General features: G+C 58.1%; 22 protein-coding genes. 9 read left to right on the top strand and 13 right to left on the bottom strand.

The genetic code is table 11. The features are described from left to right. Positions 1–41: 41 nt before the first annotated feature. Complete coding sequence (gene rplY, locus AFK63_RS04910; RefSeq protein ID WP_004387433.1) at positions 42–326, bottom strand: 50S ribosomal protein L25; 285 nt, start codon at positions 324–326, stop codon at positions 42–44. Positions 327–452: 126 nt separating this feature from the next. After that, on the bottom strand, positions 453–2,213 hold the full coding sequence (locus AFK63_RS04915; RefSeq protein WP_038862335.1) for a DEAD/DEAH box helicase: 1,761 nt from the start codon (positions 2,211–2,213) through the stop codon (positions 453–455). A 187-nt stretch (positions 2,214–2,400) separates the two neighbouring features. On the opposite strand from AFK63_RS04915, the gene rsuA reads away from it, so the two are divergent. The 3 genes from rsuA to AFK63_RS04930 all read left to right on the top strand — a co-directional run bounded on the left by rsuA (position 2,401) and on the right by AFK63_RS04930 (position 4,999). Further along, complete coding sequence (rsuA, locus tag AFK63_RS04920) at positions 2,401–3,108, top strand: 16S rRNA pseudouridine(516) synthase RsuA (protein ID WP_038861755.1); 708 nt, start codon at positions 2,401–2,403, stop codon at positions 3,106–3,108. Between the two features lie 15 nt (positions 3,109–3,123). Beyond that, a complete protein-coding gene (locus AFK63_RS04925; RefSeq protein WP_038861759.1) occupies positions 3,124–4,320 on the top strand; it encodes a Bcr/CflA family multidrug efflux MFS transporter in 1,197 nt (398 codons plus the stop codon). 334 nt (positions 4,321–4,654) lie between these two features. Continuing rightward, a complete protein-coding gene (locus AFK63_RS04930) occupies positions 4,655–4,999 on the top strand; it encodes a YejG family protein (RefSeq protein ID WP_038861762.1) in 345 nt (114 codons plus the stop codon). A gap of 3 nt (positions 5,000–5,002) precedes the next feature. On the opposite strand, the gene yejF is transcribed toward AFK63_RS04930, so the two are convergent. The 9 genes from yejF to AFK63_RS04975 form a co-directional block, all read right to left on the bottom strand. Further along, positions 5,003–6,592 (bottom strand): microcin C ABC transporter ATP-binding protein YejF, encoded by a 1,590-nt coding sequence (yejF, locus tag AFK63_RS04935; RefSeq protein ID WP_038861764.1) that lies wholly within the window; start codon positions 6,590–6,592, stop codon positions 5,003–5,005. Position 6,593: 1 nt separating this feature from the next. Next, positions 6,594–7,619, bottom strand: a complete 1,026-nt coding sequence (locus tag AFK63_RS04940; RefSeq protein ID WP_038861766.1) for a microcin C ABC transporter permease — start codon at positions 7,617–7,619, stop codon at positions 6,594–6,596. Beyond that, the gene (locus tag AFK63_RS04945; RefSeq protein WP_038861768.1) at positions 7,616–8,716 is read right to left on the bottom strand and encodes a microcin C ABC transporter permease YejB; all 1,101 of its coding nucleotides are present in this window, start codon (positions 8,714–8,716) and stop codon (positions 7,616–7,618) included. Before AFK63_RS04945 ends, AFK63_RS04940 begins: the two co-directional genes overlap by 4 nt. An 8-nt stretch (positions 8,717–8,724) precedes the next feature. Further along, on the bottom strand, positions 8,725–10,530 hold the full coding sequence (locus tag AFK63_RS04950) for an extracellular solute-binding protein (protein ID WP_038861776.1): 1,806 nt from the start codon (positions 10,528–10,530) through the stop codon (positions 8,725–8,727). 95 nt (positions 10,531–10,625) lie between these two features. After that, on the bottom strand, positions 10,626–12,188 hold the full coding sequence (locus tag AFK63_RS04955) for a cyclic di-GMP phosphodiesterase (RefSeq protein ID WP_038862337.1): 1,563 nt from the start codon (positions 12,186–12,188) through the stop codon (positions 10,626–10,628). Positions 12,189–12,354: 166 nt separating this feature from the next. Continuing rightward, on the bottom strand, positions 12,355–12,924 hold the full coding sequence (gene mepS / locus AFK63_RS04960) for a bifunctional murein DD-endopeptidase/murein LD-carboxypeptidase (RefSeq protein ID WP_038861778.1): 570 nt from the start codon (positions 12,922–12,924) through the stop codon (positions 12,355–12,357). A gap of 425 nt (positions 12,925–13,349) precedes the next feature. After that, a complete protein-coding gene (locus AFK63_RS04965) occupies positions 13,350–14,057 on the bottom strand; it encodes a phosphatase PAP2 family protein (protein WP_038861780.1) in 708 nt (235 codons plus the stop codon). Positions 14,058–14,088: 31 nt separating this feature from the next. After that, positions 14,089–15,075 carry a CobW family GTP-binding protein gene (locus AFK63_RS04970; protein WP_038861785.1) on the bottom strand — a complete coding sequence of 329 codons (987 nt, stop codon included), beginning with the start codon at positions 15,073–15,075 and terminating at the stop codon, positions 14,089–14,091. 130 nt (positions 15,076–15,205) lie between these two features. Further along, positions 15,206–16,672 (bottom strand): mannitol dehydrogenase family protein, encoded by a 1,467-nt coding sequence (locus tag AFK63_RS04975; protein ID WP_038861786.1) that lies wholly within the window; start codon positions 16,670–16,672, stop codon positions 15,206–15,208. Positions 16,673–16,878: 206 nt separating this feature from the next. On the opposite strand from AFK63_RS04975, the gene uxuA reads away from it, so the two are divergent. Then, positions 16,879–18,069, top strand: coding sequence for a mannonate dehydratase (uxuA, locus tag AFK63_RS04980; protein WP_038861787.1), 1,191 nt, complete (start codon positions 16,879–16,881; stop codon positions 18,067–18,069). A 66-nt stretch (positions 18,070–18,135) separates the two neighbouring features. On the opposite strand, the gene yeiP is transcribed toward uxuA, so the two are convergent. Further along, a complete protein-coding gene (gene yeiP / locus AFK63_RS04985) occupies positions 18,136–18,708 on the bottom strand; it encodes an elongation factor P-like protein YeiP (protein WP_007675861.1) in 573 nt (190 codons plus the stop codon). A 193-nt stretch (positions 18,709–18,901) separates the two neighbouring features. Here yeiP and AFK63_RS04990 point away from each other — a divergent pair, with 193 nt between their 5' ends. Both AFK63_RS04990 and AFK63_RS04995 read left to right on the top strand, forming a co-directional pair. Then, positions 18,902–19,345 carry a GNAT family N-acetyltransferase gene (locus AFK63_RS04990; RefSeq protein WP_038861790.1) on the top strand — a complete coding sequence of 148 codons (444 nt, stop codon included), beginning with the start codon at positions 18,902–18,904 and terminating at the stop codon, positions 19,343–19,345. Positions 19,346–19,365: 20 nt separating this feature from the next. Then, a complete protein-coding gene (locus AFK63_RS04995; protein WP_038861792.1) occupies positions 19,366–19,620 on the top strand; it encodes a YkgJ family cysteine cluster protein in 255 nt (84 codons plus the stop codon). Here the strand turns inward: AFK63_RS04995 and setB are convergent. After that, positions 19,617–20,798, bottom strand: coding sequence for a sugar efflux transporter SetB (gene setB, locus AFK63_RS05000; RefSeq protein ID WP_038861794.1), 1,182 nt, complete (start codon positions 20,796–20,798; stop codon positions 19,617–19,619). The two genes, AFK63_RS04995 and setB, sit on opposite strands and share 4 nt — an antisense overlap. Position 20,799: 1 nt before the next feature. On the opposite strand from setB, the gene AFK63_RS21395 reads away from it, so the two are divergent. The 3 genes from AFK63_RS21395 to fruK all read left to right on the top strand — a co-directional run bounded on the left by AFK63_RS21395 (position 20,800) and on the right by fruK (position 23,235). Next, on the top strand, positions 20,800–20,955 hold the full coding sequence (locus tag AFK63_RS21395; RefSeq protein ID WP_155884329.1) for a hypothetical protein: 156 nt from the start codon (positions 20,800–20,802) through the stop codon (positions 20,953–20,955). Positions 20,956–21,166: 211 nt separating this feature from the next. Continuing rightward, positions 21,167–22,300, top strand: coding sequence for a fused PTS fructose transporter subunit IIA/HPr protein (gene fruB, locus AFK63_RS05005; RefSeq protein ID WP_038861796.1), 1,134 nt, complete (start codon positions 21,167–21,169; stop codon positions 22,298–22,300). Next, a complete protein-coding gene (gene fruK / locus AFK63_RS05010) occupies positions 22,297–23,235 on the top strand; it encodes a 1-phosphofructokinase (RefSeq protein ID WP_007750403.1) in 939 nt (312 codons plus the stop codon). Before fruB ends, fruK begins: the two co-directional genes overlap by 4 nt. The last annotated feature ends 15 nt before the right edge of the window (positions 23,236–23,250 follow it).

A 23,250-nucleotide genomic window follows, 5' to 3' on the forward strand; every position in this document is an offset into this window, starting at 1 on the left:
AAAAAACGCCGCATAGCGCGGCGTTTTTTCTTTCATCGCACTTACGCGCGAACGAAATCGATGTGGTGCAGTTTCGGTTTGTACGGGTGACGCTGTACAGCCTGAACTTTTACCTTAACTTCTTTGCCATCGATAGCCAGAGTCAGCACTTCGCTGTAGAACTCCGGTTTAGCCTGCATGTTCATCACTTTGTCGTGGTCCAGTTCGATTGCAACCGGAGCCTCGGTGCCACCGTAAACGATAGCCGGGAACTTGTTGGCGTGACGCAGGCGGCGGCTCGCACCCTTACCCTGCTCTTTACGTACTTCAGCGTTGATAGTAAACATTGACATCTCTCTTAATAAAGAAGCCTGTTACAGGCGACCCAGCAACAGGTAAATGACTGGCTTTGCGGATGCAAAAGCGGGCGGCATTATAGCCATTTGAGCGCGCAGGGGCAATGAAAACCGCCGTTAACCGCGTAATTCATTAGCGCGCCGGAAGCGGCCATTGTAGTCGAACACCTTTTCACGCACCTGCCAGTACTGGCCTTTGAGCCTTGCCACCACAAAATCCGGATGGCGCAGCAGCGCCTGCTGGGCCACGATGTCGTTGACGGTTATCCAGCGCAGCGGCACGCCCGGCGTGCGGGTGTGCGGGCGGATAAACAGCTGTTCAAAAGCGGTGCGCTGCGCGGGCGTCTGCAGACGAAAACGCTCGCTGACATCCGCGCCATCTTCGTCGTAATAAGTCACCTTCAGCCATTCGCCTTTCTCATCAGCGCCCGGCTGAAGCTGCATGCCGCTACAGCGCAGCACCAGCGCGTCTTTGAGCTTCAGCGCCGCTTTTAGCATATCGTCCGGGTCCACCAGGACCTCGTTGCACTCGCGACAGCGCCGCGCCGCGATGTCGTTCTCCGCGTTGCAGTGCGGGCAGTTTTTAAAACGGAAACGGTAGTCGCACTGCTCGCGGTGGCCGTCGTCATCCTCAAACCAGCCCTGACAGCGCCGGCCGAAATGTTCAATCAGCGTGCCGTCAGCGGTGGTTTTGCCCCAGAACGTATTGGCTAAACCGCAGGCGGGGCAGAAGACCTGCACCGGCACGTTGTCGCTTTTGCCCTTCGGCGCGCCCACTTCCGGCGCGTACAGATCGTGCGGGTTACCCGCGTAATCAAGGATCAGGCAGTCGGTTTTGCCAGGCGACAAGCGCAGCCCGCGCCCGACAATCTGCTGATACAGGCTGACCGATTCGGTCGGGCGCAGGATAGCGATTAAATCCACATGCGGCGCGTCAAAACCCGTGGTGAGCACCGCCACGTTTACCAAAAAGCGCAACTGCTGGGCTTTAAACGCTTCAATAATAGCATCGCGCTCGCGCCCCGGCGTTTCGCCGGTAATGAGCGCCGCTTCGCCCGCAGGCAGCAGGCCCGTAATTTCACGGGCGTGCTCGACGGTGGCGGCGAAAATCATCACGCCGCGCCGGTCGGTGGCAAATTCGACAATCTGGCTCACGATATGCGGCGTAATACGCCGCTGCTGTTTCAGCTCCCGGTTGAGATCGGCTTCGCTGAACAACCCGTTGCTCTGGGCCTGCAGGCGACTGAAATCGTACTGCACCACCGGCATGTCGAGGCGTTCTGGCGGCGTCAGGTAGCCATGCTTAATCATATAGCGCAGCGGCAGCTCGTAGATGCAGTCGCGGAACAGCGCTTTTTCATCGCCGCGCACCATGCCGTGATAGTGGAACTGATAAATCCAGCCTTTGCCGAGGCGAAACGGCGTGGCGGTCAGCCCCAGCAGCCGCAGGCGCGGATTCTGCTTACGCAGGTGCGTGAGGATCTGCTGATACTGGCTGTCGTCATCATCGCTGATGCGATGGCATTCATCGACAATCACCAGCGAGAATTCGCCCTGAAAATGGTCGAGGTTGCGCGCCACCGACTGCACGCTGCCGAACACCACTTTACCGTGGCTCTCTTTGCGCGCGAGGCCCGCCGCGTAGATATCGGCTTCCAGCCCCAGCGCCAGATATTTGGCATGGTTTTGGGCCACCAGCTCTTTAACATGGGCGAGCACCAGCACGCGGCCGCGCGCGAGCCGCGCCAGTTCGGCGATAACCAGGCTTTTGCCGGCGCCGGTCGGCAGGACGATCGCCGCTGGCGCGTCGTGGCGGCGAAAATGGTTCAGGGTGGCATCCACCGCTTCGCGCTGATAGGGACGTAAAGTAAAGGACATGGGCCTGTCAGAAAAAGGGATCACGCTAATATTATGCCACGAATCAATTTCATCTTGTGAGCGGGCCATTGCCCGTTATACTGACCGCTCTGATTCCGCTTCATGAATGTTGACGGGCGCCTTGCCCGCCCCGCGTCGGAACTGCATCAACAGGCTTATAAACGTCAACAACAGGCTTATAAACGTAATGCGACTTGATAAATTTATCGCCCAGCAGCTTGGCGTCAGCCGCGCTATTGCTTCCCGTGAAATTCGCGCCAGCCGGGTGACGGTGAATGGCGACATTGTAAAAGACAGCGCTTTTAAACTGCTGCCGGACCACGACGTCGAATATGACGGCAATCCGCTGACCCAGCAGAACGGCCCGCGCTATTTTATGCTGAATAAACCGCAGGGCTACGTCTGCTCGACTGACGATCCGGATCACCCGACGGTGCTCTATTTCCTCGACGAGCCGGTCGCCCATAAGCTGCACGCCGCCGGGCGTCTGGATATTGACACCACCGGGTTGGTGCTGATGACCGACGACGGCCAGTGGTCGCACCGCATTACGTCGCCGCGCCACCACTGCGAGAAAACGTATCGGGTGACGCTCGAGTCGCCGGTGGCGGACGACACCGCCGCATTGTTTGCAAAAGGCGTACAGCTGCATAACGAAAAAGATCTCACCAAACCCGCGCAGCTTGAGGTGATCACCCCGACTGAGGTTCGTCTGACCATCAGCGAAGGGCGCTACCATCAGGTGAAGCGCATGTTTGCGGCGGTAGGCAACCATGTCGTCGGCCTGCACCGCGAGCGTATCGGGGCGATTGAACTCGACCCTGCGCTGGAACCTGGCGAATATCGTCCGTTAACCGAAGACGAAATTGCCAGCGTTGGCATGCCGTCGCGCTAAATTCAGGAGCATATTGTGACCACCAGGCAGAATTCGTCGCTGGGTATTGTGTTTATTCTTGGCCTGCTGGCCATGCTGATGCCGCTCTCTATCGATATGTACCTGCCGGCGCTGCCGGTTATCGCAAACGAGTTTGGCGTCGAGGCGGGCAGCGCCCAGATGACGCTCAGCACCTATATTCTGGGCTTCGCTATCGGGCAACTGTTTTATGGCCCGATGGCCGACAGTCTGGGACGTAAGCCGGTGATCCTCGGCGGCACGCTGATTTTCGCGGCGGCCGCTATCGCCTGTGCGCTCGCGCAGACTATCGATCAACTGATTTATATGCGCTTCCTGCACGGGCTCTCTGCTGCGGCGGCGAGCGTCGTTATCAACGCCCTGATGCGCGATATCTATCCGAAGGAAGAGTTCTCGCGCATGATGTCCTTTGTGATGCTGGTGACCACCATCGCGCCGCTGCTGGCGCCGATGGCGGGCGGCGCCGTGCTGGTCTGGTTCAACTGGCATATCATCTTCTGGATCCTCGCCGTACTGGCGCTGCTGGCCTGCGCCATGATCTTCTTTCTTATACGTGAAACGCTGCCGGTGGAGCGCCGCCAGAAGTTTCACTTTCGCACCACGCTTGGTAACTTCGCCACGCTGTTTCGACATAAACGCGTACTGAGCTATATGCTGGCGAGCGGTTTTAGCTTTGCGGGCATGTTCTCGTTTTTAAGCGCCGGACCGTTTGTTTATATTGAGCTCAACCACGTTTCGCCCCAGCATTTCGGCTATTACTTTGCGCTCAATATTGTGTTCCTGTTTGTGATGACCATCATCAACAGCCGCTTTGTGCGCCGCGTCGGGGCGCTGAAGATGTTCCGCGCCGGGCTGTTTATTCAGTTCGCGATGGCGGTGTGGCTGGTGTTAAGCGCGCAGTTTGATGTCGGTTTCTGGTCGCTGGTGCTTGGCGTGGCCGCGTTTGTCGGCTGCGTTTCGCTGGTGGCGTCTAACGCGATGGCGGTTATTCTGGATGAGTTCCCGCATATGGCAGGTACGGCCTCGTCGCTCGCGGGGACGTTCCGCTTCGGCATCGGCGCCATCATGGGCGCGCTGCTCTCCATGGCGACCTTCAATTCCGCGTGGCCGATGCTGCTCTCGATTTTCTTCTGCGCCACCTGCTCGATTCTTTTCTACCTTTACGCCAGCCGGCCGCGTCGTCGCGCCGCATGATCCTTCCGGGGGAGGTTTTCTCCCCCCCATTTTTTCTCCCTGACTGTCTGCGCGATGTCCATCGTCTGCGGGGTATTTGTTTCTCGAATGTAAAAGTAAAGCATGTAAAAAGTCACAGCCTTGTATTAAAAAAGGTTGTGTCAGGGCGCAGAACGGGGTACATATAGCGCCAAAATGGGAGCCAACGCACAAAATAACCGCCTCGCTGATGAGGAAATAACCCGTCTGCGCTCGCCATGAAACCGTTTTCTTTGTTGACGCGATCACTTTTTGTCAACATGTGTTAATCTTTATGTGAATGACTTGTAAAATTTATGTTTCCGGGGACACTATCTTGAATACGCTACAACTCTCAATCATTCATCGCTTGCCGCAGAGCTATCGGTGGAGTACGGGTTTTGCCGGTTCAAAAGTTGAACCGATTCCGCACCAGGGGCCGGATTGCGACAACTGTCTGGTGGGCTTACGCCTCCTGAGCCCGGATGGTGAAAAAGCCTGGCCGGTCATGCATAAGCTCAGCCAGGCGCTGAGCGATATCTCGGTAGATTGTTCTGTTCTGGAGTGTGAAGGCGAGCCGTGTCTGTTTGTGAATCATCAGGACGAATTTGCGGCCACCTGCCGTCTGAAGAACTTCGGCGTGGCTATCGCTGAACCGTTTTCCGGCCAGAATCCTTTCTGAACGTTAGCGCAGCGTTAACAGCTCGCGCGTATAGGCCTCACGCGGGGCGGCGAAAATTTCCCGACAGTCGCCCTGCTCAATCACTTCTCCCTGACGTAACACCACGACCTGATGACACAGCGAGCGTACCACCTGTAAATCGTGACTGATAAACAGGTAAGCGAGCCGGTGCGTCTGCTGTAATTTTTTCAGCAGCGCCAGGATCTGCGCCTGCACGGTGCGATCGAGCGAGGAGGTCGGTTCATCGAGGATCAGCAGCTCTGGTTTAAGGATCAACGCCCGCGCGATGGCGATGCGCTGGCGCTGGCCGCCGGAAAACTCGCTCGGGTAGCGATGGCGCGTTTCGGGATCCAGACCTACTTCACGCATCACGTCAATCACCTGCGCCTCGCGCTGCGACGGCGTGAGCGTCGGCTGATGCACGCGCAGCCCTTCGGCGATAATGCTTAATACGTCAAGACGCGGATTAAGCGAGGAGTTAGGGTCCTGAAACACGACCTGAATGCGGCGGCGCAGCGGCAATAGCGCGCGGCGGTTAAGCTGGTGCAAAGGATGGCCGTCAAAAATAATCTCGCCTTTTGAGGCGATCAGGCGAAGCAGCGCGAGCCCGGAGGTGCTTTTACCGGAACCCGATTCGCCCACCAGCCCCAGACTTTCGCCCGCGTGCAGCGTAAAACTTAAATTTTTCAGCGCATGATGATAACCCGCCCGGCGCCGGAACAACCCGCGGCGTTGTTCAAACGCCACGCTCAGGTCGCGCACGTGCAGCAGCGGCGCGGCAGGCGAGGGGAGCGGCACCGGCTCGCCATCCGGCTCAGCGGCGATAAGCCGCCGGGTGTAGTCATGCGCGGGCGCGGTGAAAATCGGCCCGACGCGGTTCTGCTCCACGCAGCGTCCGTTTTGCATCACCGCCACGTTATCCGCGAGCCGCTTCACGATATTCAGGTTATGCGTGATAAACAGCAGGCCCATATTGAGCTCGCGTTTGAGTTCCGCCAGCAGTTGCAGAATTTGCGCCTGCACCGTGACGTCCAGCGCCGTGGTGGGTTCATCAGCAATCAGTAGCGAGGGACGCGTCAGCAGCGCCATCGCAATCATCACGCGCTGGCGTTCGCCGCCGGAGAGCTGGTGCGGAAAGTCGTTTAACCGCTGCGCGGCGTTGCGGATGCCGACCCGGTCAAGACAGGTGAGGATCTCGGCGCGGGCGGGCTCGCGGCGCATGCCGCGGTGCAGTGACAGCACTTCGTAAAGTTGCTTTTCGACGCTATGCAGCGGGTTTAAGGAGACCATCGGCTCCTGGAAAATCATCGCTATCTGGTTGCCGCGCACCGCGCGCAATTCACGCTCGCCGGCGTTAAGCAGAGACTGTCCCTTAAAGCGGATATCACCCTGCGGATAGACCACCGGCGGGGACGGGAGCAGGCGCAATATCGACAACGCCGTGACGCTCTTACCGGAGCCCGACTCACCCACCAGCGCCAGGGTTTCGCCCGGATCAATGGTAAGCGACAGCGAATCCACCACCTGGCGCTCGACGCCCTGCTGGCGAAACGCGATGGAGAGGTTGTCGATGGAAAGCAAAGGATGCGCCATATCAGACCGCCTTACTCGGATCAAAGGCGTCGCGAACCGCTTCGCCGATAAAAATTAACAGCGACAGTAAAATCGCCAGCGAGAAGAAGGCGGTCAGCCCAAGCCAGGGCGCTTCAAGGTTATTTTTGCCCTGCAGGAGCAGTTCGCCGAGCGACGGCGAGCCTAACGGTAACCCAAAGCCCAGAAAATCAAGCTCTGTCAGCACGGTAATCGAGCCGCAAAGAATAAACGGCAGAAACGTCAGCGTCGCCACCATCGCATTGGGCAGCATATGACGCCAGATGATAGCCCTGTCGCTGACGCCCAGCGCCTGGGCGGCGCGAATATAGTCAAAGTTGCGGGTGCGCAGAAATTCGGCGCGCACCACGCCCACCAGCGTCATCCAGCCAAACAGCACCGTAATCAGCAGCAACCACCAGAAACCCGGTTGCACCACGCTTGAGAGCAAAATTATCAGGAACAGCGTCGGCATGCCCGACCAGATTTCAATAAAACGCTGGCCGAACAGATCGATTCTGCCTCCGTAGTAGCCCTGAACGGCCCCAACGGTAATGCCGATGACGCTCGCACATATCGTCAGCATCAGCCCGAACAGCAGCGAGATGCGCGTGCCGTAGAGAATGCGCGCCAGCACGTCGCCGCCGTTGGCGTCAGTACCGAGCCAGTTTTGTGCTGACGGCGGGGCGGGGAAGGGGCGCTCGGAGGCGAAGTTAATCGCGGTGCCGCTGAATCTTATTGGCGCCCAGAGCACCCAGCCGTTGTCCTGTAACCGTTGGCGCAGCCAGGGATCCTGATAATCAGCGGGCGTCGCGAGCGGGCCGCCGAAATCGCTCTCGCTATAGGCAGTGACCAGCGGGAAATACCAGTGGTCCTGATAGCGCACCGCCAGCGGTTTATCGTTGGCGATAAGCTCCGAAAACAGGCTCAACACAAAAATGACCGCGAAAATCCACAGCGACCAGTAACCGCGCCGGTTATGGCGAAACCGCGCCCATCGCGCCTGATTCACCGGATTCAATCCCCTCATCCGCGCCTCTCGAAATCAATGCGTGGGTCAACCAGCGTATAGGTGATATCGCTGAGGATATTTAAAAGCAGGCCGACCAGGGTGAAAATATAGAGCGTGCCGAACATCACCGGATAGTCGCGCGAAACGGTGGCTTCATAGCCCAGCAGCCCGAGGCCGTTAAGCGAGAAGATCACCTCGATCAACACCGAACCGGTGAAAAACATGGAGATAAAGGTCGCCGGAAAGCCCGCAATCACCAGCAGCATGGCGTTGCGAAACACGTGACGCCAGAGGATTTGCTGCTCGCCAAGCCCTTTCGCTCGGGCCGTCACCACATACTGTTTGCGGATCTCATCAAGAAACGCATTGCGGGTAAGAATGGTGAGCGTCGCGAAGCCGCCAATCACCGTCGCCAGCACCGGCAGCGTGATATGCCAGAGGTAGTCGGTGATTTTCTGGTACCACGGCAGCGTGTCAAAGTTGGCCGACACCAGCCCGCGCAGCGGGAAGAGATCGAACCAGGTGCCGCCCGCGAAGACGACAATTAACAGAATGGCGAACAGAAACGCCGGAATGGCGTAGCCGGTGATAATCGCCACGCTGCTCCAGACGTCGAAGCGGCTGCCGCTGTTGACTGCTTTACGAATGCCGAGCGGAATCGATACCAGATAGATAATCAGCGTGCTCCACAGGCCGAGCGTTATCGACACTGGCAGGCTGTTTTTAATCAGATCCAGCACCGAGGCGCTGCGAAACAGGCTGTCGCCGAAGTCGAAACGGGCGTAGTTCCACAGCATGTTGAAGTAACGCTCATGCAGCGGTTTATCGAATCCGTAGCGGTGGGTTATCTCGGCGATCACTTCCGGGTCAAGCCCGCGCGCGCCGCGATAGTGGCTCTCGTTCACATTCACCACGCCGTTTTGCGGGCGGGAAGCGCTGTTCATCTCGCCGCCCTGAACGCCCGGCACGCCGGTGCCGCCGCCAAACTGGATGGCGGCGAGCGCCTGGTCGACCGGGCCGCCAGGGGCTATCTGAACAATAAAAAAGTTAATAGTGATAATGGCCCAGAGCGTCGGGATCAGCAGCAGCAAGCGGCGAAGCAGGTAAGCGCCCATAATTTTCCTTAGCGCCGGGCTTCTGGCAGGGCGGCGGCTTTGTTGACGTCATACCACCACGTATCAAAGCCCAGAGTGTAGAGCGGGCGCGTGGCGGGGCGGGAGAATTTATTCCACACTGCCACGCGATCCGCCGCAGCGTACCACATCGGGATCATGTAGTAGTTCCAGGTCAGTACGCGGTCGAGCGCGCGGCCAAGCGGCAGCAGCTTCTGCTGATTGCCCTGGTTTTCAATAATCTGCTCAATGAGCTTATCCACCGCCGGGTTTTGCACCCCGGGCGTATTCCAGGAGGAATCGATGTAGTCTGACGCCCAGCTCACCTGTAGCCCGGTGTCGGGCCACGGCGCAGCGCGATAGAGCGTCGGCATCATGTCGAAATCGCGTTTGCGCAGTCGGTTGGTGAGCTGCGAATTATCCACCTGGCGAATGGTCATAGTCATGCCGAGCCGCGCCAGGCTGTGCTGAAACGGCAGCACCCACTGGTTATTGCCCGCTGAGCCGAGCAGCAGTTCAAAGGCGAACGGTTTGCCGGTCGCGCGGTTAACGAGCTTGTTGTTTTTCAATTCCCAGCCTGCCTCTTTTAGTAAGGCCAGCGCTTTAATGAGATTGTCCCTGTCGAAACCATCGCCGCGCGATACCGGCGGCTCGTAAATTTTCGTGAAGACTTCCGGCGGCACCGCTTTTTTCAGCGGCGCCAGCAGAGTGAGCTCGTCGGCGTCCGGGTAATGGCGCGCGGCGTAGTCGGTATTCAGGAAATAGCTGTTCGGACGACGCCAGGCCTTATAAAAGAGCACTTTGTTCATCCACTCGAAATCAAACGCCAGCGAAATGGCCTCACGTACCCGGCGGTCGGCGAAAAACGGCCGCTGAATATTGAACGCGAGCCAGCGGGCATCCTGTGCGGTGGTGTTTTCAAACTCGTCTTTAATGATATACCCGCGCTCGAAATTGCTGCCGTTGTAGCGCGTTGCCCAGTTTTTCGGGCTGGTTTCCGGGCGGAAATCATACGCGCCTGCCTTGAACGCCTCGAAAGCGACATTGTCATCCAGGTAGTAATCGTAGCGGATGGTGTCGAAATTCCAGCGGCCGCGGTTGACCGGCAGATTCGCGGCCCAGTAATCCTTCACGCGGGAATAGACAATGTATTGCCCCATGCGCCACTGGCTGACGCGATAAGGGCCGTTCGCCAGCGGCGGTGTGGAAAGGGGATCGCTAAGTTTATGGTCGCGCCAGTATTTTTCCGGCATCACCGGCAGCGTCAGCAGGCCCAGCATATTCTCTTTACCCGGCTGCGCCAGCTCGATGCGCACAGTCAGCGGCGCGATAGCTTTCATCGTGGCGCCTTTGTAGTACAGACGAAACTGCGGCACGCCCTCGGTCATGAATTTATGAAAGGTGAACGCGACATCTTTGGCGGTGATGGGCGAGCCGTCGTGATGGCGCGCTTGCGGGTTAATCGTTACCTCCGCCCAGGAAAAATCATCCGGGTAGCGGATCATTTCGGCAATCAGCGGATAGTAGCTGCCCGGCTCGTCGTCGGAGCTGGTAAACAGCGTGTCGTAAAGCGTTTCGGTGCGCACGCCAGGGTTGCCGCGCAGCGCGTAGCGGTTGAAATTATCAAAGGTGCCGAGCGCCGCCTGCGTGATGTTGCCGCCTTTCGGCGCCGCCGGGTTGACGTAATCGAAATGGTTGAAGTTGACGGCATACTTCGGTTCCCCGAGTACCGCCAGCGAGTAGCTTTCATGAATGGTCTGCGCCTGACAAACAGCGCTGAACATCAGAAACAGCAAAACGAACGCGCGTGCAATCATTGAGGTGGTATGTCCTTCTGCGGGGCCTGAACGGGCGCGGTAACAGCATGGCTGCATAATAAGGGAGCCGCGCGCGATTGTGAAATAGCCCCGCGTTATGAGTCCATCTCCTTCATGCTCGCCGGCAGCTCGGCGGCACGCACCGGGCGGCTGAAATAATAACCCTGCAGGAAATTGACGCCGCGCTCGCTCAGCCATTTCGCCTGCTCAAGCGTCTCCACACCTTCGGCGACCGTCACCATATTCAGGCGTTTCGCAAGGCTTATCACGGCGTCAAGCACTGGCGAGGTGATGGTTTCGGTACCAATCGCGTTGACGAAACCGCGATCGATTTTCAGGTAATCGAGCGTAAAGCGCTCAAGGTAAATCAGCGCGCTGTGCCCGGTGCCGAAATCGTCAACCGCTATTTCATAACCCTGCTTGTGCAGCCAGTCGAAGAGATCGAGCGCTTCTTCTTCGCGGATCATGTCGCGCTCGGTCATTTCAAACACCAGTTGGAAATAGTCCGGCGGCAGCGAGGCGTGAAACTTTTGAATATCGGTTTTGAACTGCGCTGAATGAAGATGGCCGGGGGCGATATTCACGCCGAGCTTGGCCCCGGGCGGCAGCGACTGCTGCAGGCGAGGCACATCCTGGGCGATGAGTTTAAACAGGTGTCGGGTAAGCGGGACGATAAGTCCCTGCGCCTCGGCGAAGCTGATAAACGCGTCCGGCGGGATCATGCCTGCGGTCGGATGTTTCCAGCGCATTAACGCCTCGACGCCGCGGATCTGGCGCGTGGCGGAGTCCACCACCGGCTGATAGACCACAAAAAACTGGTTACGCTTAATGCCGCTGACAATCTCCCGCCCGGATCGCGCGCGCAGCGCCAGCAGGACAACCGTCAGCACGCCGCCAAGGACACCCAGCAATAAACCCAGCAACAGCGCCAGATGGCGGTCTTCGGCAGGCATGGTGTCGCCGTAGAGATAAAGTTTGAGCGGATAACCCTGCACGCTTTCGCTGCGTAGCGGCTCGGCGGGAAGTTCGTCGGGCGTCATCGCCCTGCCGGAAAACGTAGTCAGGGCGCGATCTTTCGCCACCAGCGCCAGACCGTTGAGATCGTTCTGGCGCGCGGTGTAGATAAGATAGGGCGTCAGGTTGACGTTAAGCGTCGTAACGATCCCGCGGCCTTCCATCAGCGGATTGCCAAACCACATCACGATCGACGGCTTATCCGGCATCATCGGCGTGCCGGGAATAATACTGATATCCACCGCTTTACGGGTATCGATGTCCGGCGCGAAGTCGCGAAGCGGCAGTTGCAGCCTGCCAGTCGCGGAGGAGCAATACGCCGCGCCGTTTCTTATCAGCAAAAACGCGCGCACGTTGACGTTAAATGCCGCGCGCGACGTGAGTTCGGCGGAAACCGCGCCGCATTCGGCGAGCGTCAGCGGCTGCAGTGCATCGGCGGAGGCTTTCAACTGCGTGAAATAGGTGTTGAGGTACTGATGGATGTCGCGCGCCAGCAGATCATACTGCGCTTCTCGCTGCTGATGCAGCCAGCCGCGGGCAGCGAGCGTGACAATAAACGCCAGGGCAATTCCTGTCGCCATGCCGACAAGAAGGATTTTACGGGGAGTGGACAGGGTTGATGCAAAAGGCGGACTGGATAACATCATTCAGTTCCCGTGCGAGCAACGAGCGTGGCATCAGCTTAACAGACAATACCGCAGAAAGTGAGGGAGAAAGGGCGCGGCTGGCGCGCAGACAAAAAAAACGCTGCATCAGCAGCGTTTTTTATCGTTCAGCACAGACAATCAAGGGAAATCGTCACGCTGAGTATTAACTCCGGCCCAGTACGCGGCGCGCTTCGTTATAGCGCTTCTTCCAGTACGGTTCATCCAGATTGGAGATCATCACGCCGCTGCGTGTTGACGCATGCACAAACTGGTTGTTGCCGATGTAAATGCCCACGTGGCGGCCCGTCGAACCGGCGCGGAATAACACCAGGTCGCCGGTACGCAGGCGGGTGCGGTCAACCGATTTACCCATTTCCTGCTGCTCGTAAGTCGAGCGCGGCAGTTCTAAACCAAACTGTTCGCGGAAGGTGCGCTGCACGAAGCCGGAACAATCGATGCCTTTTTTGGTGCTGCCGCCGAGGCGATAGCGCACGCCTTTCCAGTCAGCGTACTGATCCATAATGCGGGATTTCACATCCAGCGTACGAACCATCTGTTCAAATTCATCCTGAGAGGCTTGCAGTAACAGCCCGTCGTTTTCACCTACTGCATGCGTCTCAGAATGCATGTTTTTTGCGGTATTGGTAGAGCTACATGCTGACAGCAGAATTGCCACAGCCACAGCGGGGATGACCCGAGTGATATATCTCAAAATTGGTTGAGATTTGACCATTTTGTTTGTTTTCCCTTGAAGTCCTTAACGATAAAAATCGTTATAAAAAATGCTAAACGTGCCGAGACTAATGAGCTCTGGGGGGTAAGACAATTCCTGGTAAGCTAAATTGTGTGTTAGTGCACACTTTTATTTGCATTACCAATAAATGCCCTTAAACCGCAAAACGCTCCCGAGATTACCTGAACAAAACCCATATGGCGAGTGGTTTTAATCATTTTTTTATAAGAAATTGTAATGGTCAAGAACCGTAAAGACGGGAAAAGAGAACGCCTCAAAATCTGACGTAAAAATAGTCAACGCCTTCATTTTTATGACGAATCTGTGAAAGTCTTGCGAAAAGCGTCTGGCAGGGGTAGGGCAAAAAATAAACAGGGACCCTTAACGATCCCTGTTGATGTTATTTTTAATCTATTAATTAATTGTTATGGGGTTGTTGTTTTTTTACCGGGCAGATGATTATTAAGCCAGGTAATTATTTTATCGCTAAGCGGCGTCAATAAAATCCACGGAAGACCAATAAAAATGATTGACAAAGAGCCAACAGCTATATCCGTGAACCAGTGCGCGCCAATCATCATGCGCGGCAGGGCGAAAACGCAGAATATGAGCATACTGAGCGTAAAGGCTTTAACGCCGAAATAGCGCCACATAAAACCGGCGAATATAAGCAGCATCATACCGTGGTCGCCCGGAAAACTGTCGGTCGAGGCGTCTTTAGTCGAAATTCCCACCACGTTCCCCACGCGCAGGCTGTCTTCAAACGTCAGCGTCGGGCTCGGACGCGACACCGGCAGCAGGTGACCAAGCTGATTCAGCACCACCGCCGAGAGCAGCATCACCACGCCCATGATAATAATGTGGCGTCGGCCTGATGGCGTTGCGCGACGCCAGTACCAGAGCAGCAGCAGCCCCATCGCCAGCAGCGAACAGCCGTCGAACGCGCGGTTATTGGTTATCGCCAGGAACCATAAAAAGCTATGGCTGGTGGCCGCAAGGTGGTTGAAAAAGTGGAAAATCCCGGCATCGAGGGAAAACCAGAAGCCGGTCTGCGCCGGCGGATACCAGGAAAGAAAGAGAGCGGCGCCTGCAAGATTCAGCAGCAGGATCGCGGGGATACGTGTGTTAGTCATGACAGTCTGATTTTTTCGCAAAAGGGTAACGTTAAAGCGATTCGTCTAAACGAAGCTTCAACAAGGCCGATTGCAGGGCGTTCCAGTCAGTATTCTCGGCGGTAATCAGCTCGATGCGGCTGTCCGGCGGCGGCGCGCTCTGGGTTTCAATATGCAGATCCAGGCCCTGGCGGTTAATACGCACCAGCCCTTCGCGAATACGCAGCACGCCCTTAACGCGCTCCGCCGGCGCAAGCCGTGCCCACTCGAGAATGCCTGTCGTGTCAAACACCGTGTCGGCATCAAAAATCCAGCCGCAGGCGTGGTGCCCCTGGCCGCTATTGAGGCTGCGTCGCCAGCGCTGATTATCCGGCAGGCTCAGCGCTGCAAGGCCGCTGCGCGCCGCATGCGAATGGGCGTGATGGGCGCTCGCGGGCAGTTCGCGCAGATTAAGGCGAGGCTTATCAAGCAGCGCGAGGTCGATTTCGCCCTGGGTGGCGAACACCAGCTCACGGTCAGCCGCATATTCCTCGCGCCAGGCGCGCAGCGCCGCCAGGCTTTCTTCGTCGCTGCGATCCTGTTTATTGGCGACGATAATATCCGCCGCGGCGAGCTGGTCGCGGAAGTTTTCATTTGCGACATATTTCTCATCCCGCAGCTGGCGCGGGTCAAGCAGGCACAACGTGGCACGCAGGTCTATCCAGGGCTCATACACCGCCGAGGTGAGCATATCCAGAATCTGTTTAGGATGTCCCAGTCCGGTCGGCTCAATCAGCAGCCTGTCCGGTTTGCCCTGGCGCAGTAAGGTATTGAGCCCCACCTGCATCGGCAGGCCGTTGACGCAGCACATGCAGCCGCCGGGGATCTCTTTTAACAGCGCGCCGCTGTCAGCCATCAGCGCGCCATCAATGCCCACTTCGCCAAACTCATTCACCAGCACGGCCCATTTTTCCGCCGGATCTTTATGGGCCAGCAGGTGGCGGATGGTGGTGGTCTTGCCGCTGCCAAGAAAGCCGGTAATAAGATTGGTACGAGTCACATGCGCTCCTGATAAATATCTGGCGGAAATAAATCATCAGGCATCATTCTGGATAAAAATGGCAGGGATGAGAAGAGGCAACGCGGACGAGCAGGCGCCGCATCCGCGTTAAAAGCATTCAGGGTTAAAATCAGCGGCGTGCGAGGCGCGCCACCGCTTCTTTTGCGCCCAGTCGGCAGAGTGATTGCCACGCGGCGTTCAGGGTATGGATAAACAGCGGATGCTGCGCCAGCTCCTCGCCGAATACTTCTTTCAGCGTCAGCAGCGCGCCGACGCGCTCATCTTCGTGGCTCGACTGCACCAGCGCCGCGATTTTTTCCGCCAGCGGATCGCGCACGTCAATGGGCTGGCCGCGGTCATCCACGCCGCTGACGTAGCGCATCCAGCCCGCCACGCCCAGCGCCAGCAGCGACCACTCGCCGCCGTGCTGCAAATGCCAGCGCACGGAATCCAGCATACGCTGCGGCAGCTTCTGGCTGCCGTCCATTGCGATTTGCCAGGTGCGATGTTTCAGCGCCGGATTGGCGAAGCGCGTAAGGAGGCTGTCGGCGTACCCGGTGAGATCCACCCCCTGAATGCGCAGCGTCGGCGCCTGCTCGCGCAGCATCAGCTGGCGCGCCGCGTCGCGGAAATTCGCGTCATTCATGCAGTCGCTGATGTGCTGATATCCCGCCAGATAGCCGAGATACGCCAGAAAAGAGTGGCTGCCGTTCAGCATTCGCAGCTTCATCTGCTCCCAGGGCAGAACGTCGTCGACCATCTGCACGCCCGCGTCTTCCCAGGCAGGACGGCCCGCGACGAAATTATCCTCAACCACCCACTGGATAAACGGCTCGCAGCTGATGGCGCACGGATCGGCGACGCCCAGCGTATCGGCAATCTCCTGTAAGGATTCCGGTGTTGCCGCCGGCACAATACGGTCGACCATCGTACCGGGGAACGTGACGTGTTCGGCAATCCATTCCGCCAGCGCCGGGTCGCGCTTATGCGCCATGCCGAGCACCGCTTCACGCACCACATGGCCGTTATCAGGAATGTTATCGCAGGAGAGCACGGTAAACGGGGCGTGCCCGCGCTCGCGGCGGCGGTGCAACGCCTCCACCAACAGCCCTGGCGCGGAGTGCGGCTGATGCGGGTTGTCGAGATCATGCACGATGCGGCTGTTTTGCGTATCCAGATGACCGGTGGCCGGGTCGATGCAGTAGCCTTTTTCCGTGATGGTTAACGAGACGATAGCGACCTGCGGCTCGCAAAATTTTTCAATGATCGCGTCCATGCCGTCGAGCTTTGCGTTGAGGCATTCATTCACCGCGCCAATAATAATAGCCTGATTGCCGTCGGCGCCTTTTTCCAGCACGGTATAAAGATGGTCCTGCGCGCGCAGCGCGGTCATCAGCTCATCGCCGCTAAACAGGCTGATTTCGCAGATGCCCCAGTCGCCGCCGTTGAGATTAAGCACACGGTCGGTCAGCAGCGCCTGGTGGGCGCGGTGAAACGCGCCGAAACCAAAATGCACGATACGGCTTTGCAGGGCGCTGCGGTCGTAATCCGGACGTTGAACCGCAGCAGGCAGCGTGGCGGAAGCGATATTATTCATTTCTCACATATCCTGATAACCATTATTTAACAAACTTAGTGTAAAGTTATATGACAGCAAATTGAATTGGTATGCCGTAAATATCCGGGGTTTGTGAGCTGGATCAATACAGGCTAGTGCGCGGTTTGACGGTTCTGGTTAAACATGTATGGTAGTTACCATGAGTTCTCGCAATATTGGTATAACAACTTTTTAAGGAGAGGGCGATGGAACAAACCTGGCGTTGGTATGGGCCGAACGATCCGGTATCGCTGGATGACATCAGACAGGCCGGGGCAACCGGCATCGTCACCGCACTGCACCACATCCCGAACGGCGAAGTCTGGCCGGTAGAGGAGATCAAAAAGCGTCAGGCGGAGCTTGCGCAAAAAGGGCTCACCTGGTCGGTGGTGGAAAGCATCCCGGTACATGAAGATATCAAAACCCATACCGGTCAGTACGATCTCTATATCGCCCGCTACCAGCAGAGCATTCGCAATCTGGCGGCCTGCGGCATCGACACTGTCTGCTACAACTTTATGCCGATCCTCGACTGGACGCGCACCGATCTCGAATATACGCTGCCGGACGGCTCGAAAGCGCTGCGTTTCGATCAGATTGCCTTCGCCGCGTTTGAACTGCACATCTTAAAGCGCGACGGCGCGCACCAGGATTATACGCAAGAAGAGCAGCGCCAGGCGCAGGACTATTTCCACGCCATGAGCGAGGCGCAGATTGAGACGCTGACGCGTAATATCATCGCCGGCCTGCCGGGCGCGGAAGAGGGCTACACGCTGGATCAGTTCCGCGCGCGTCTCGCTGAATATGACGGCATCGATAAAGCCGCGCTGCGCGACAACATGGCTTATTTCCTGAAAGCTATCGTACCGGTGGCGGAAGAAGCGGGTGTGCGCCTGGCCGTGCATCCGGACGATCCGCCGCGCCCGATCCTCGGTCTGCCACGCATTGTCTCAACTATCGAAGATATGCAGTGGCTCAAAGAGACGGTCGACAGCATTTATAATGGCTTTACCATGTGCACCGGCTCTTACGGCGTACGGGCTGATAACGATCTGGTGCGGATGGTGGAAACCTTCGCCGATCGTATTCACTTCACGCATCTGCGCGCCACCTGCCGCGAAGCGAACCCGAAAACCTTCCACGAAGCGGCGCACCTGTATGGCGACGTCGATATGGTGGCGGTGGTGAAGGCGATCCTGACCGAAGAGCAGCGCCGTAAAAAAGCAGGCGATCTGCGCCCGATCCCGTTCCGCCCGGATCACGGTCATCAGATGCTTGACGATCTGCGTAAGAAAACCAACCCCGGCTATTCGGCGATTGGCCGCCTGAAAGGACTTGCCGAAGTACGCGGCGTGGAGCTCGCGCTGAAAAAGGTGCTGTTCCCGGATCTGCTGTAAACCGTAAGTCACGCAGAAATAAAAAAAGCCCCGCAGCGCGGGGCTTTTGTTTTACTCAGTTAGCGCTTATTCGGCGCGGCCCATATAGCGGCGCTCGGCGATATGCACACGGATTTTCTCACCGGCGCTCAGGTATTCCGGCACCTGAATCACTACGCCGGAGGAGAGTGTCGCAGGCTTGGAGCGGGCGCTTGCAGACGCGCCTTTAATGCCCGGCGCGGTCTCGACGATTTCGAGATCCACGGTCTGCGGCAGCTCCAGCGCCAGCAGCTGGCCGTCCCAGGTCAGTACCTGCATATCCGGCATGCCGCCTTCCGGCATAAACAGCAGCTCTTCTTCGATCTGGTCTTTGGTAAAGGTGTACGGCGTGTAGTCTTCTTTATCCATAAAGACATACTCGTTGCCGTCGACGTAGGAGAAATCCACAAAGCGGCGGGTCAGCGTGATGGTGTCCAGGATATCGTCGCCTTTAAAGCGCTCTTCCACTTTTTGCCCGGTGCGGACGTCGGAAAACCGCATTTTGTACAGTGTGGCCGCGCCGCGCGCGCTCGGGGACTGAATGTCGATATCTTTTACAATCAGCAGTTTGCCGTTGTAATTCAGCACCATACCTTTTTTAATTTCGTTCGCTCTTGGCATCGGAGTGTCCTGTTAAGCTGGAATATGCAAAATATCGCGACAAGTTACTCGCGAGACACGCGCCAGGCAAGCGGAATTACGTACATTGCGAGACGTGCCGAAAAAGCGACGCGCGGCGGGCTTTTTCGGCGTCAGGGCTGTACCCGGCCGGGCAAAACGCTACAATGCCCGCCTTTCACGCGAGGAGCGCGCTATGTCGATTTCCATCCGTCATGTCCTGCCTGAAGAGACCGCCGCTGTTTACCGTCTGATCCCGGAGTTCGCCGGGCTGCATGACGCGCACGCTATCCGCCAGCGTATCGGCGATCGCGCCGCCTGCGCGCTGGTGGCGTATGACGAGGCGCAGCCGGTCGGTTTTAAGCTCGGTTATGAAACGGCGCCCGGCGAATTTTACAGCTGGCTCGGCGGCGTGGTGTCCGCGTACCGACGCGACGGCGTGGCGCAGCGCCTTCTTGAGACGCAGGAGCGCTGGGCGCAGGAAAATGGCTACCGGCGGCTGCGCGTGAAAACCCGCAACCGGTTTCGCGCCATGTTGATGCTGCTTATCCGTAACGGCTATCAGATTATCGAACTGGAAAAAAAGGGCGAGGCCGCAGACTACCGGCTGCTGCTTGAAAAATCACTGACCGGCGCGTAGCGCGTCGTCACGGAGAGTTTATGGACTGTCGCCCCGACTGCGGCGCCTGCTGCACCGCACCGTCGATCTCAAGCCCCATTCCCGGTATGCCCGACGGCAAGCCGGCGAATACGCCTTGCGTCCAGCTTGACGAACGCCTGCGCTGTAAACTTTTTGGCTCGCCGCTGCGCCCGAAAGTGTGCGGCGGCCTGCAACCGTCGCAGGAGATGTGCGGCACAAACCGCCACGCGGCGATGGCGTATCTCATCCATCTTGAGGCGCTCACCGCGCCTTAAACGTCTTTAATGCGCCACAGGCACCAGACCGCGCCCGCGGTCATGCCCAGCGCTACGTAAAACACCGAGTGGTAATTCCAGAGTTCTGCAATCACCCCCGCAAGCGAGCCGGCGATTATCCAGCCCACGCGCGTGGTGTTGGTGTACAGCGTTGTGGCGGCGCCCGCCTGGCCTGGCATCAGATCCTGGAAATAGAGCATCCCGATTCCCGCCAGAATTCCGATATAGACAGCGTTCAGCAGCTGTAGCGTCAGCAGCAGCGCCGGGCTTTGCAGCGTCAGCATACCGAGATAAAACAGTACGCCCGCCACAACGGCGACGCGCATCAGAAAGCGTTTGCCGAATTTCCGGGCGTAATAGCCCGCAATGAGCATTACCGGGATCTCAAGCCCTGCCGCCGCGCCCATCATCACGCCCGCCAGTTTCTCCGGCAGGTGCAATTCGTTAATCAGGTACAGCGGCATATTAATGATGTAGAGGCTGTTGGTGCCCCACATCAGCGTACAAATCGAAAACAGCAGCAGCGCGTCGCGACGGTTGCGGCGGGGCGCTTCTAAAGGCGCTGTGGTGGCGAGCGGCTCTTTGCGCATCGACGGCAGGAAAAACCAGACCATCAGCGCGCAGAGCACAAACGCGGCGGCGGCGCTGATATACATCGTCTGAAAACCAAAACCCATCGCCAGCGCATAGGCCAGCGGCGGGCCGACCACCCAGGCGAGCGACACCTGCGCGCGCAGAATCGAACTGAACATCACCGCTTCACGTCCGGTGCGGTCAGCGTGCTCGCGCGCCAGCGCGAACATCTGCGGGTTGGCGGTGGAACCAAAACTGCTCAGGAACACGCCCACAAACAGCAAAATGAAATAGTTGCGGTTCCATGCGAACAGCAGACACGCCAGCGCGCCTAACAGGCAGCAGGCGAAAATCAGCGACTTGCGATCGCCCTTGCGATCGGAACGGCCCGCCAGAAACTGGCTGACGAAAATCCCGATGATCGCGCTGCCGGTAAAAAAGAAGCCGACCATCGCCGGGCGGGCGTGCACTTCTTCCGTCAGGAACAGGCTGAGCGTCGGGGTTTGTAGCGCGCCGGCAATACCGGTGAGAAAGGCGACAATCAGAAACGAGGCGGAGGTGAAGTCGAGCGGTCTTTGCGGCGTGGCGAGGGAGTCGTTTTGCATAATGAAAACAAAATCAGGAAAGAAGGGGCGGAGTTTACGCCCCTTGCCATACTTTGAACAGCGGCCAGCGGGTGAGACGCCACAAAAAATCAAAATGGCATTTCAGAATGAAACGCCACGTTGTAAAAGCGAGCTGACGCCTGCTGAAACCGGCTGAAACAGAATGCCGTCGCGTTTCACTAAAGGATGAAATGTGCGGGATCTCTAATATTCAATACGTGAATAACGGCTTTTCTTGCGCACGGGCTATGGAAAATGCAGACTTTCTTGAAACGTTTCAGCGTTATCTCGTTTTCGCTCATTTGACGGGATAACGCTCTTTTTCTCACAACGGCTGAAACGATTCGGGTTCAGCAAGCGAGGAGACCATGTTCCAGTTATCTGTTCAGGATATCCATCCCGGCGCACAGGCCGGTAATAAAGAAGCGGCGATTCGTCAGGTGGCTGACGCGCTGGTAAACGCAGGCAACGTCAGCGCCGGTTATGTTGACGGCATGCTGGCCCGCGAGCAGCAAACGTCTACCTTCTTAGGCAACGGTATCGCTATTCCTCACGGGACGACCGACACCCGCGATCAGGTGCTGAAAACCGGCGTTCAGGTGTTTCAGTTCCCGCAGGGCGTGGCCTGGGGCGAGGATCAAATCGCCTATGTCGCTATTGGCATCGCCGCCAGCTCTGACGAACATCTCGGTCTGCTGCGTCAGCTCACGCATGTACTGAGCGACGACGCCATTGCTGAACAGCTGAAAACCGCCGCCACGGCGGAAGAGCTGCGCGCCCTGCTGATGGGCGAGAAGCAAAGCGCGGGCATGAAACTTGATAACGATACCATCACGCTTGACGTCGCGGCGACAAGCCTGGTGACGTTGCAGGCGCTGAACGCCGGTCGTCTCAGCGAGGCAGGCGCGGTGGACGCGGAATTCGTCAGCCATGTGATTAACGCGAAGCCGCTGAATCTCGGTCAGGGCGTCTGGCTTGCCGACAGCCCGAATGGCAACCTGACCAGCGCCGTTGCGGCGTGCCGTCCGGCGCAGCCGTTTACGCAGGAGGGCGAAACCGTCGGTCTCCTGCTGACCGTCGCCGTTGCCGACGACCAGCCCTTGCAGGTGCTGGGCCGCGTCAGCGAACTGCTAATCGCCAATAAAGCTGAACGTCTGCTGAACGCTGACGCCGCCACGCTGCTGTCGCTTCTGACCAGCGACGACGCGCTGGCCGACGATGTGCTGAGCGCCGAGTTTACCGTGCGTAACGAGCACGGCCTGCACGCCCGCCCGGGCACTGTGCTGGTGAATACCATCAAGCAGTTCAGCAGCGATGTCACCGTGACCAACCTTGACGGCTCCGGCAAACCGGCCAACGGCCGCAGCCTGATGAAAGTCGTCGCGCTGGGCGTGAAGAAAGGTCATCGCCTGCGCTTTACCGCGCAGGGCGATGACGCGCAGGCGGCGCTGGACGCCATCGGCGAAGCCATTAACGCCGGCCTCGGGGAGGGCGCAGCATGAGCAGACGCGTCGCCACCATTACCCTTAACCCGGCATACGACCTGGTAGGTTACTGCGCAGAGATTGAGCGCGGCGAAGTTAACCTCGTGCGGACCACTGGCCTGCACGCGGCGGGTAAAGGCATTAACGTCGCCAAAGTGCTCAAAGATTTAGGTATCGACGTCACCGTCGGCGGTTTTCTTGGCAAAGACAACCAGGACGGCTTTCAGCAGCTGTTCAGCGAACTCGGCATCGCCAACCGTTTCCAGGTGGTGCAGGGCCGTACCCGCATCAACGTCAAGCTGACGGAGAAAGACGGCGAAGTGACCGACCTCAACTTCTCCGGTTTTGAAGTGACGCCTGCCGACTGGGAGCGTTTCGTTAACGACTCCTTAACCTGGCTTGGTCAGTTCGACATGGTCTGCGTCAGCGGCAGCCTGCCGTCGGGCGTCTCCCCGGAGGCGTTTACCGACTGGATGACCCGCCTGCGCAGCCAGTGCCCGTGCATTATTTTCGACAGCAGCCGCGAGGCGCTGGTGGCCGGGCTGAAAGCCGCGCCGTGGCTGGTGAAGCCGAACCGCCGCGAGCTGGAGATCTGGGCCGGTCGCAAACTGCCGGAACTGAAAGATGTTATCGAGGCGGCTCACGCGCTTCGCGAACAGGGTATCGCCCATGTGGTGATCTCTCTGGGCGCGGAAGGGGCGCTGTGGGTGAACGCGTCGGGTGAATGGATCGCCAAACCGCCGTCCTGTGAAGTCGTCAGTACGGTCGGGGCAGGGGATTCCATGGTCGGCGGTCTCATTTACGGCCTGCTGATGCGTGAATCCAGTGAACATACCCTACGTCTTGCAACGGCGGTGGCGGCGCTGGCGGTCAGCCAGAGCAACGTCGGCATCACCGACAGGACACAGTTGGCCGCCATGATGGCGCGTGTCGACTTAAAACCCTTCCACTAACAGCAGGAGAGGCAT

Source organism: Cronobacter muytjensii ATCC 51329 (genome assembly GCF_001277195.1).
Taxonomy (GTDB): Bacteria; Pseudomonadota; Gammaproteobacteria; order Enterobacterales; family Enterobacteriaceae; genus Cronobacter; species Cronobacter muytjensii.

What these genes read in the sequence shown, in the direction of transcription:
- rplY (WP_004387433.1), bottom strand. Translation starts at nt 326, where the DNA reads ATGTTTACTATCAACGCTGAAGTACGTAAAGAGCAGGGTAAGGGTGCG.
- AFK63_RS04915 (WP_038862335.1), bottom strand. Translation starts at nt 2,213, where the DNA reads ATGTCCTTTACTTTACGTCCCTATCAGCGCGAAGCGGTGGATGCCACC.
- rsuA (WP_038861755.1), top strand. Translation starts at nt 2,401, where the DNA reads ATGCGACTTGATAAATTTATCGCCCAGCAGCTTGGCGTCAGCCGCGCT.
- yejF (WP_038861764.1), bottom strand. Translation starts at nt 6,592, where the DNA reads ATGGCGCATCCTTTGCTTTCCATCGACAACCTCTCCATCGCGTTTCGC.
- AFK63_RS04940 (WP_038861766.1), bottom strand. Translation starts at nt 7,619, where the DNA reads ATGAGGGGATTGAATCCGGTGAATCAGGCGCGATGGGCGCGGTTTCGC.
- AFK63_RS04945 (WP_038861768.1), bottom strand. Translation starts at nt 8,716, where the DNA reads ATGGGCGCTTACCTGCTTCGCCGCTTGCTGCTGCTGATCCCGACGCTC.
- AFK63_RS04950 (WP_038861776.1), bottom strand. Translation starts at nt 10,530, where the DNA reads ATGATTGCACGCGCGTTCGTTTTGCTGTTTCTGATGTTCAGCGCTGTT.
- AFK63_RS04955 (WP_038862337.1), bottom strand. Translation starts at nt 12,188, where the DNA reads ATGTTATCCAGTCCGCCTTTTGCATCAACCCTGTCCACTCCCCGTAAA.
- mepS (WP_038861778.1), bottom strand. Translation starts at nt 12,924, where the DNA reads ATGGTCAAATCTCAACCAATTTTGAGATATATCACTCGGGTCATCCCC.
- AFK63_RS04965 (WP_038861780.1), bottom strand. Translation starts at nt 14,057, where the DNA reads ATGACTAACACACGTATCCCCGCGATCCTGCTGCTGAATCTTGCAGGC.
- AFK63_RS04975 (WP_038861786.1), bottom strand. Translation starts at nt 16,672, where the DNA reads ATGAATAATATCGCTTCCGCCACGCTGCCTGCTGCGGTTCAACGTCCG.
- uxuA (WP_038861787.1), top strand. Translation starts at nt 16,879, where the DNA reads ATGGAACAAACCTGGCGTTGGTATGGGCCGAACGATCCGGTATCGCTG.
- yeiP (WP_007675861.1), bottom strand. Translation starts at nt 18,708, where the DNA reads ATGCCAAGAGCGAACGAAATTAAAAAAGGTATGGTGCTGAATTACAAC.
- AFK63_RS04990 (WP_038861790.1), top strand. Translation starts at nt 18,902, where the DNA reads ATGTCGATTTCCATCCGTCATGTCCTGCCTGAAGAGACCGCCGCTGTT.
- AFK63_RS04995 (WP_038861792.1), top strand. Translation starts at nt 19,366, where the DNA reads ATGGACTGTCGCCCCGACTGCGGCGCCTGCTGCACCGCACCGTCGATC.
- setB (WP_038861794.1), bottom strand. Translation starts at nt 20,798, where the DNA reads ATGCAAAACGACTCCCTCGCCACGCCGCAAAGACCGCTCGACTTCACC.
- AFK63_RS21395 (WP_155884329.1), top strand. Translation starts at nt 20,800, where the DNA reads ATGAAAACAAAATCAGGAAAGAAGGGGCGGAGTTTACGCCCCTTGCCA.
- fruB (WP_038861796.1), top strand. Translation starts at nt 21,167, where the DNA reads ATGTTCCAGTTATCTGTTCAGGATATCCATCCCGGCGCACAGGCCGGT.
- fruK (WP_007750403.1), top strand. Translation starts at nt 22,297, where the DNA reads ATGAGCAGACGCGTCGCCACCATTACCCTTAACCCGGCATACGACCTG.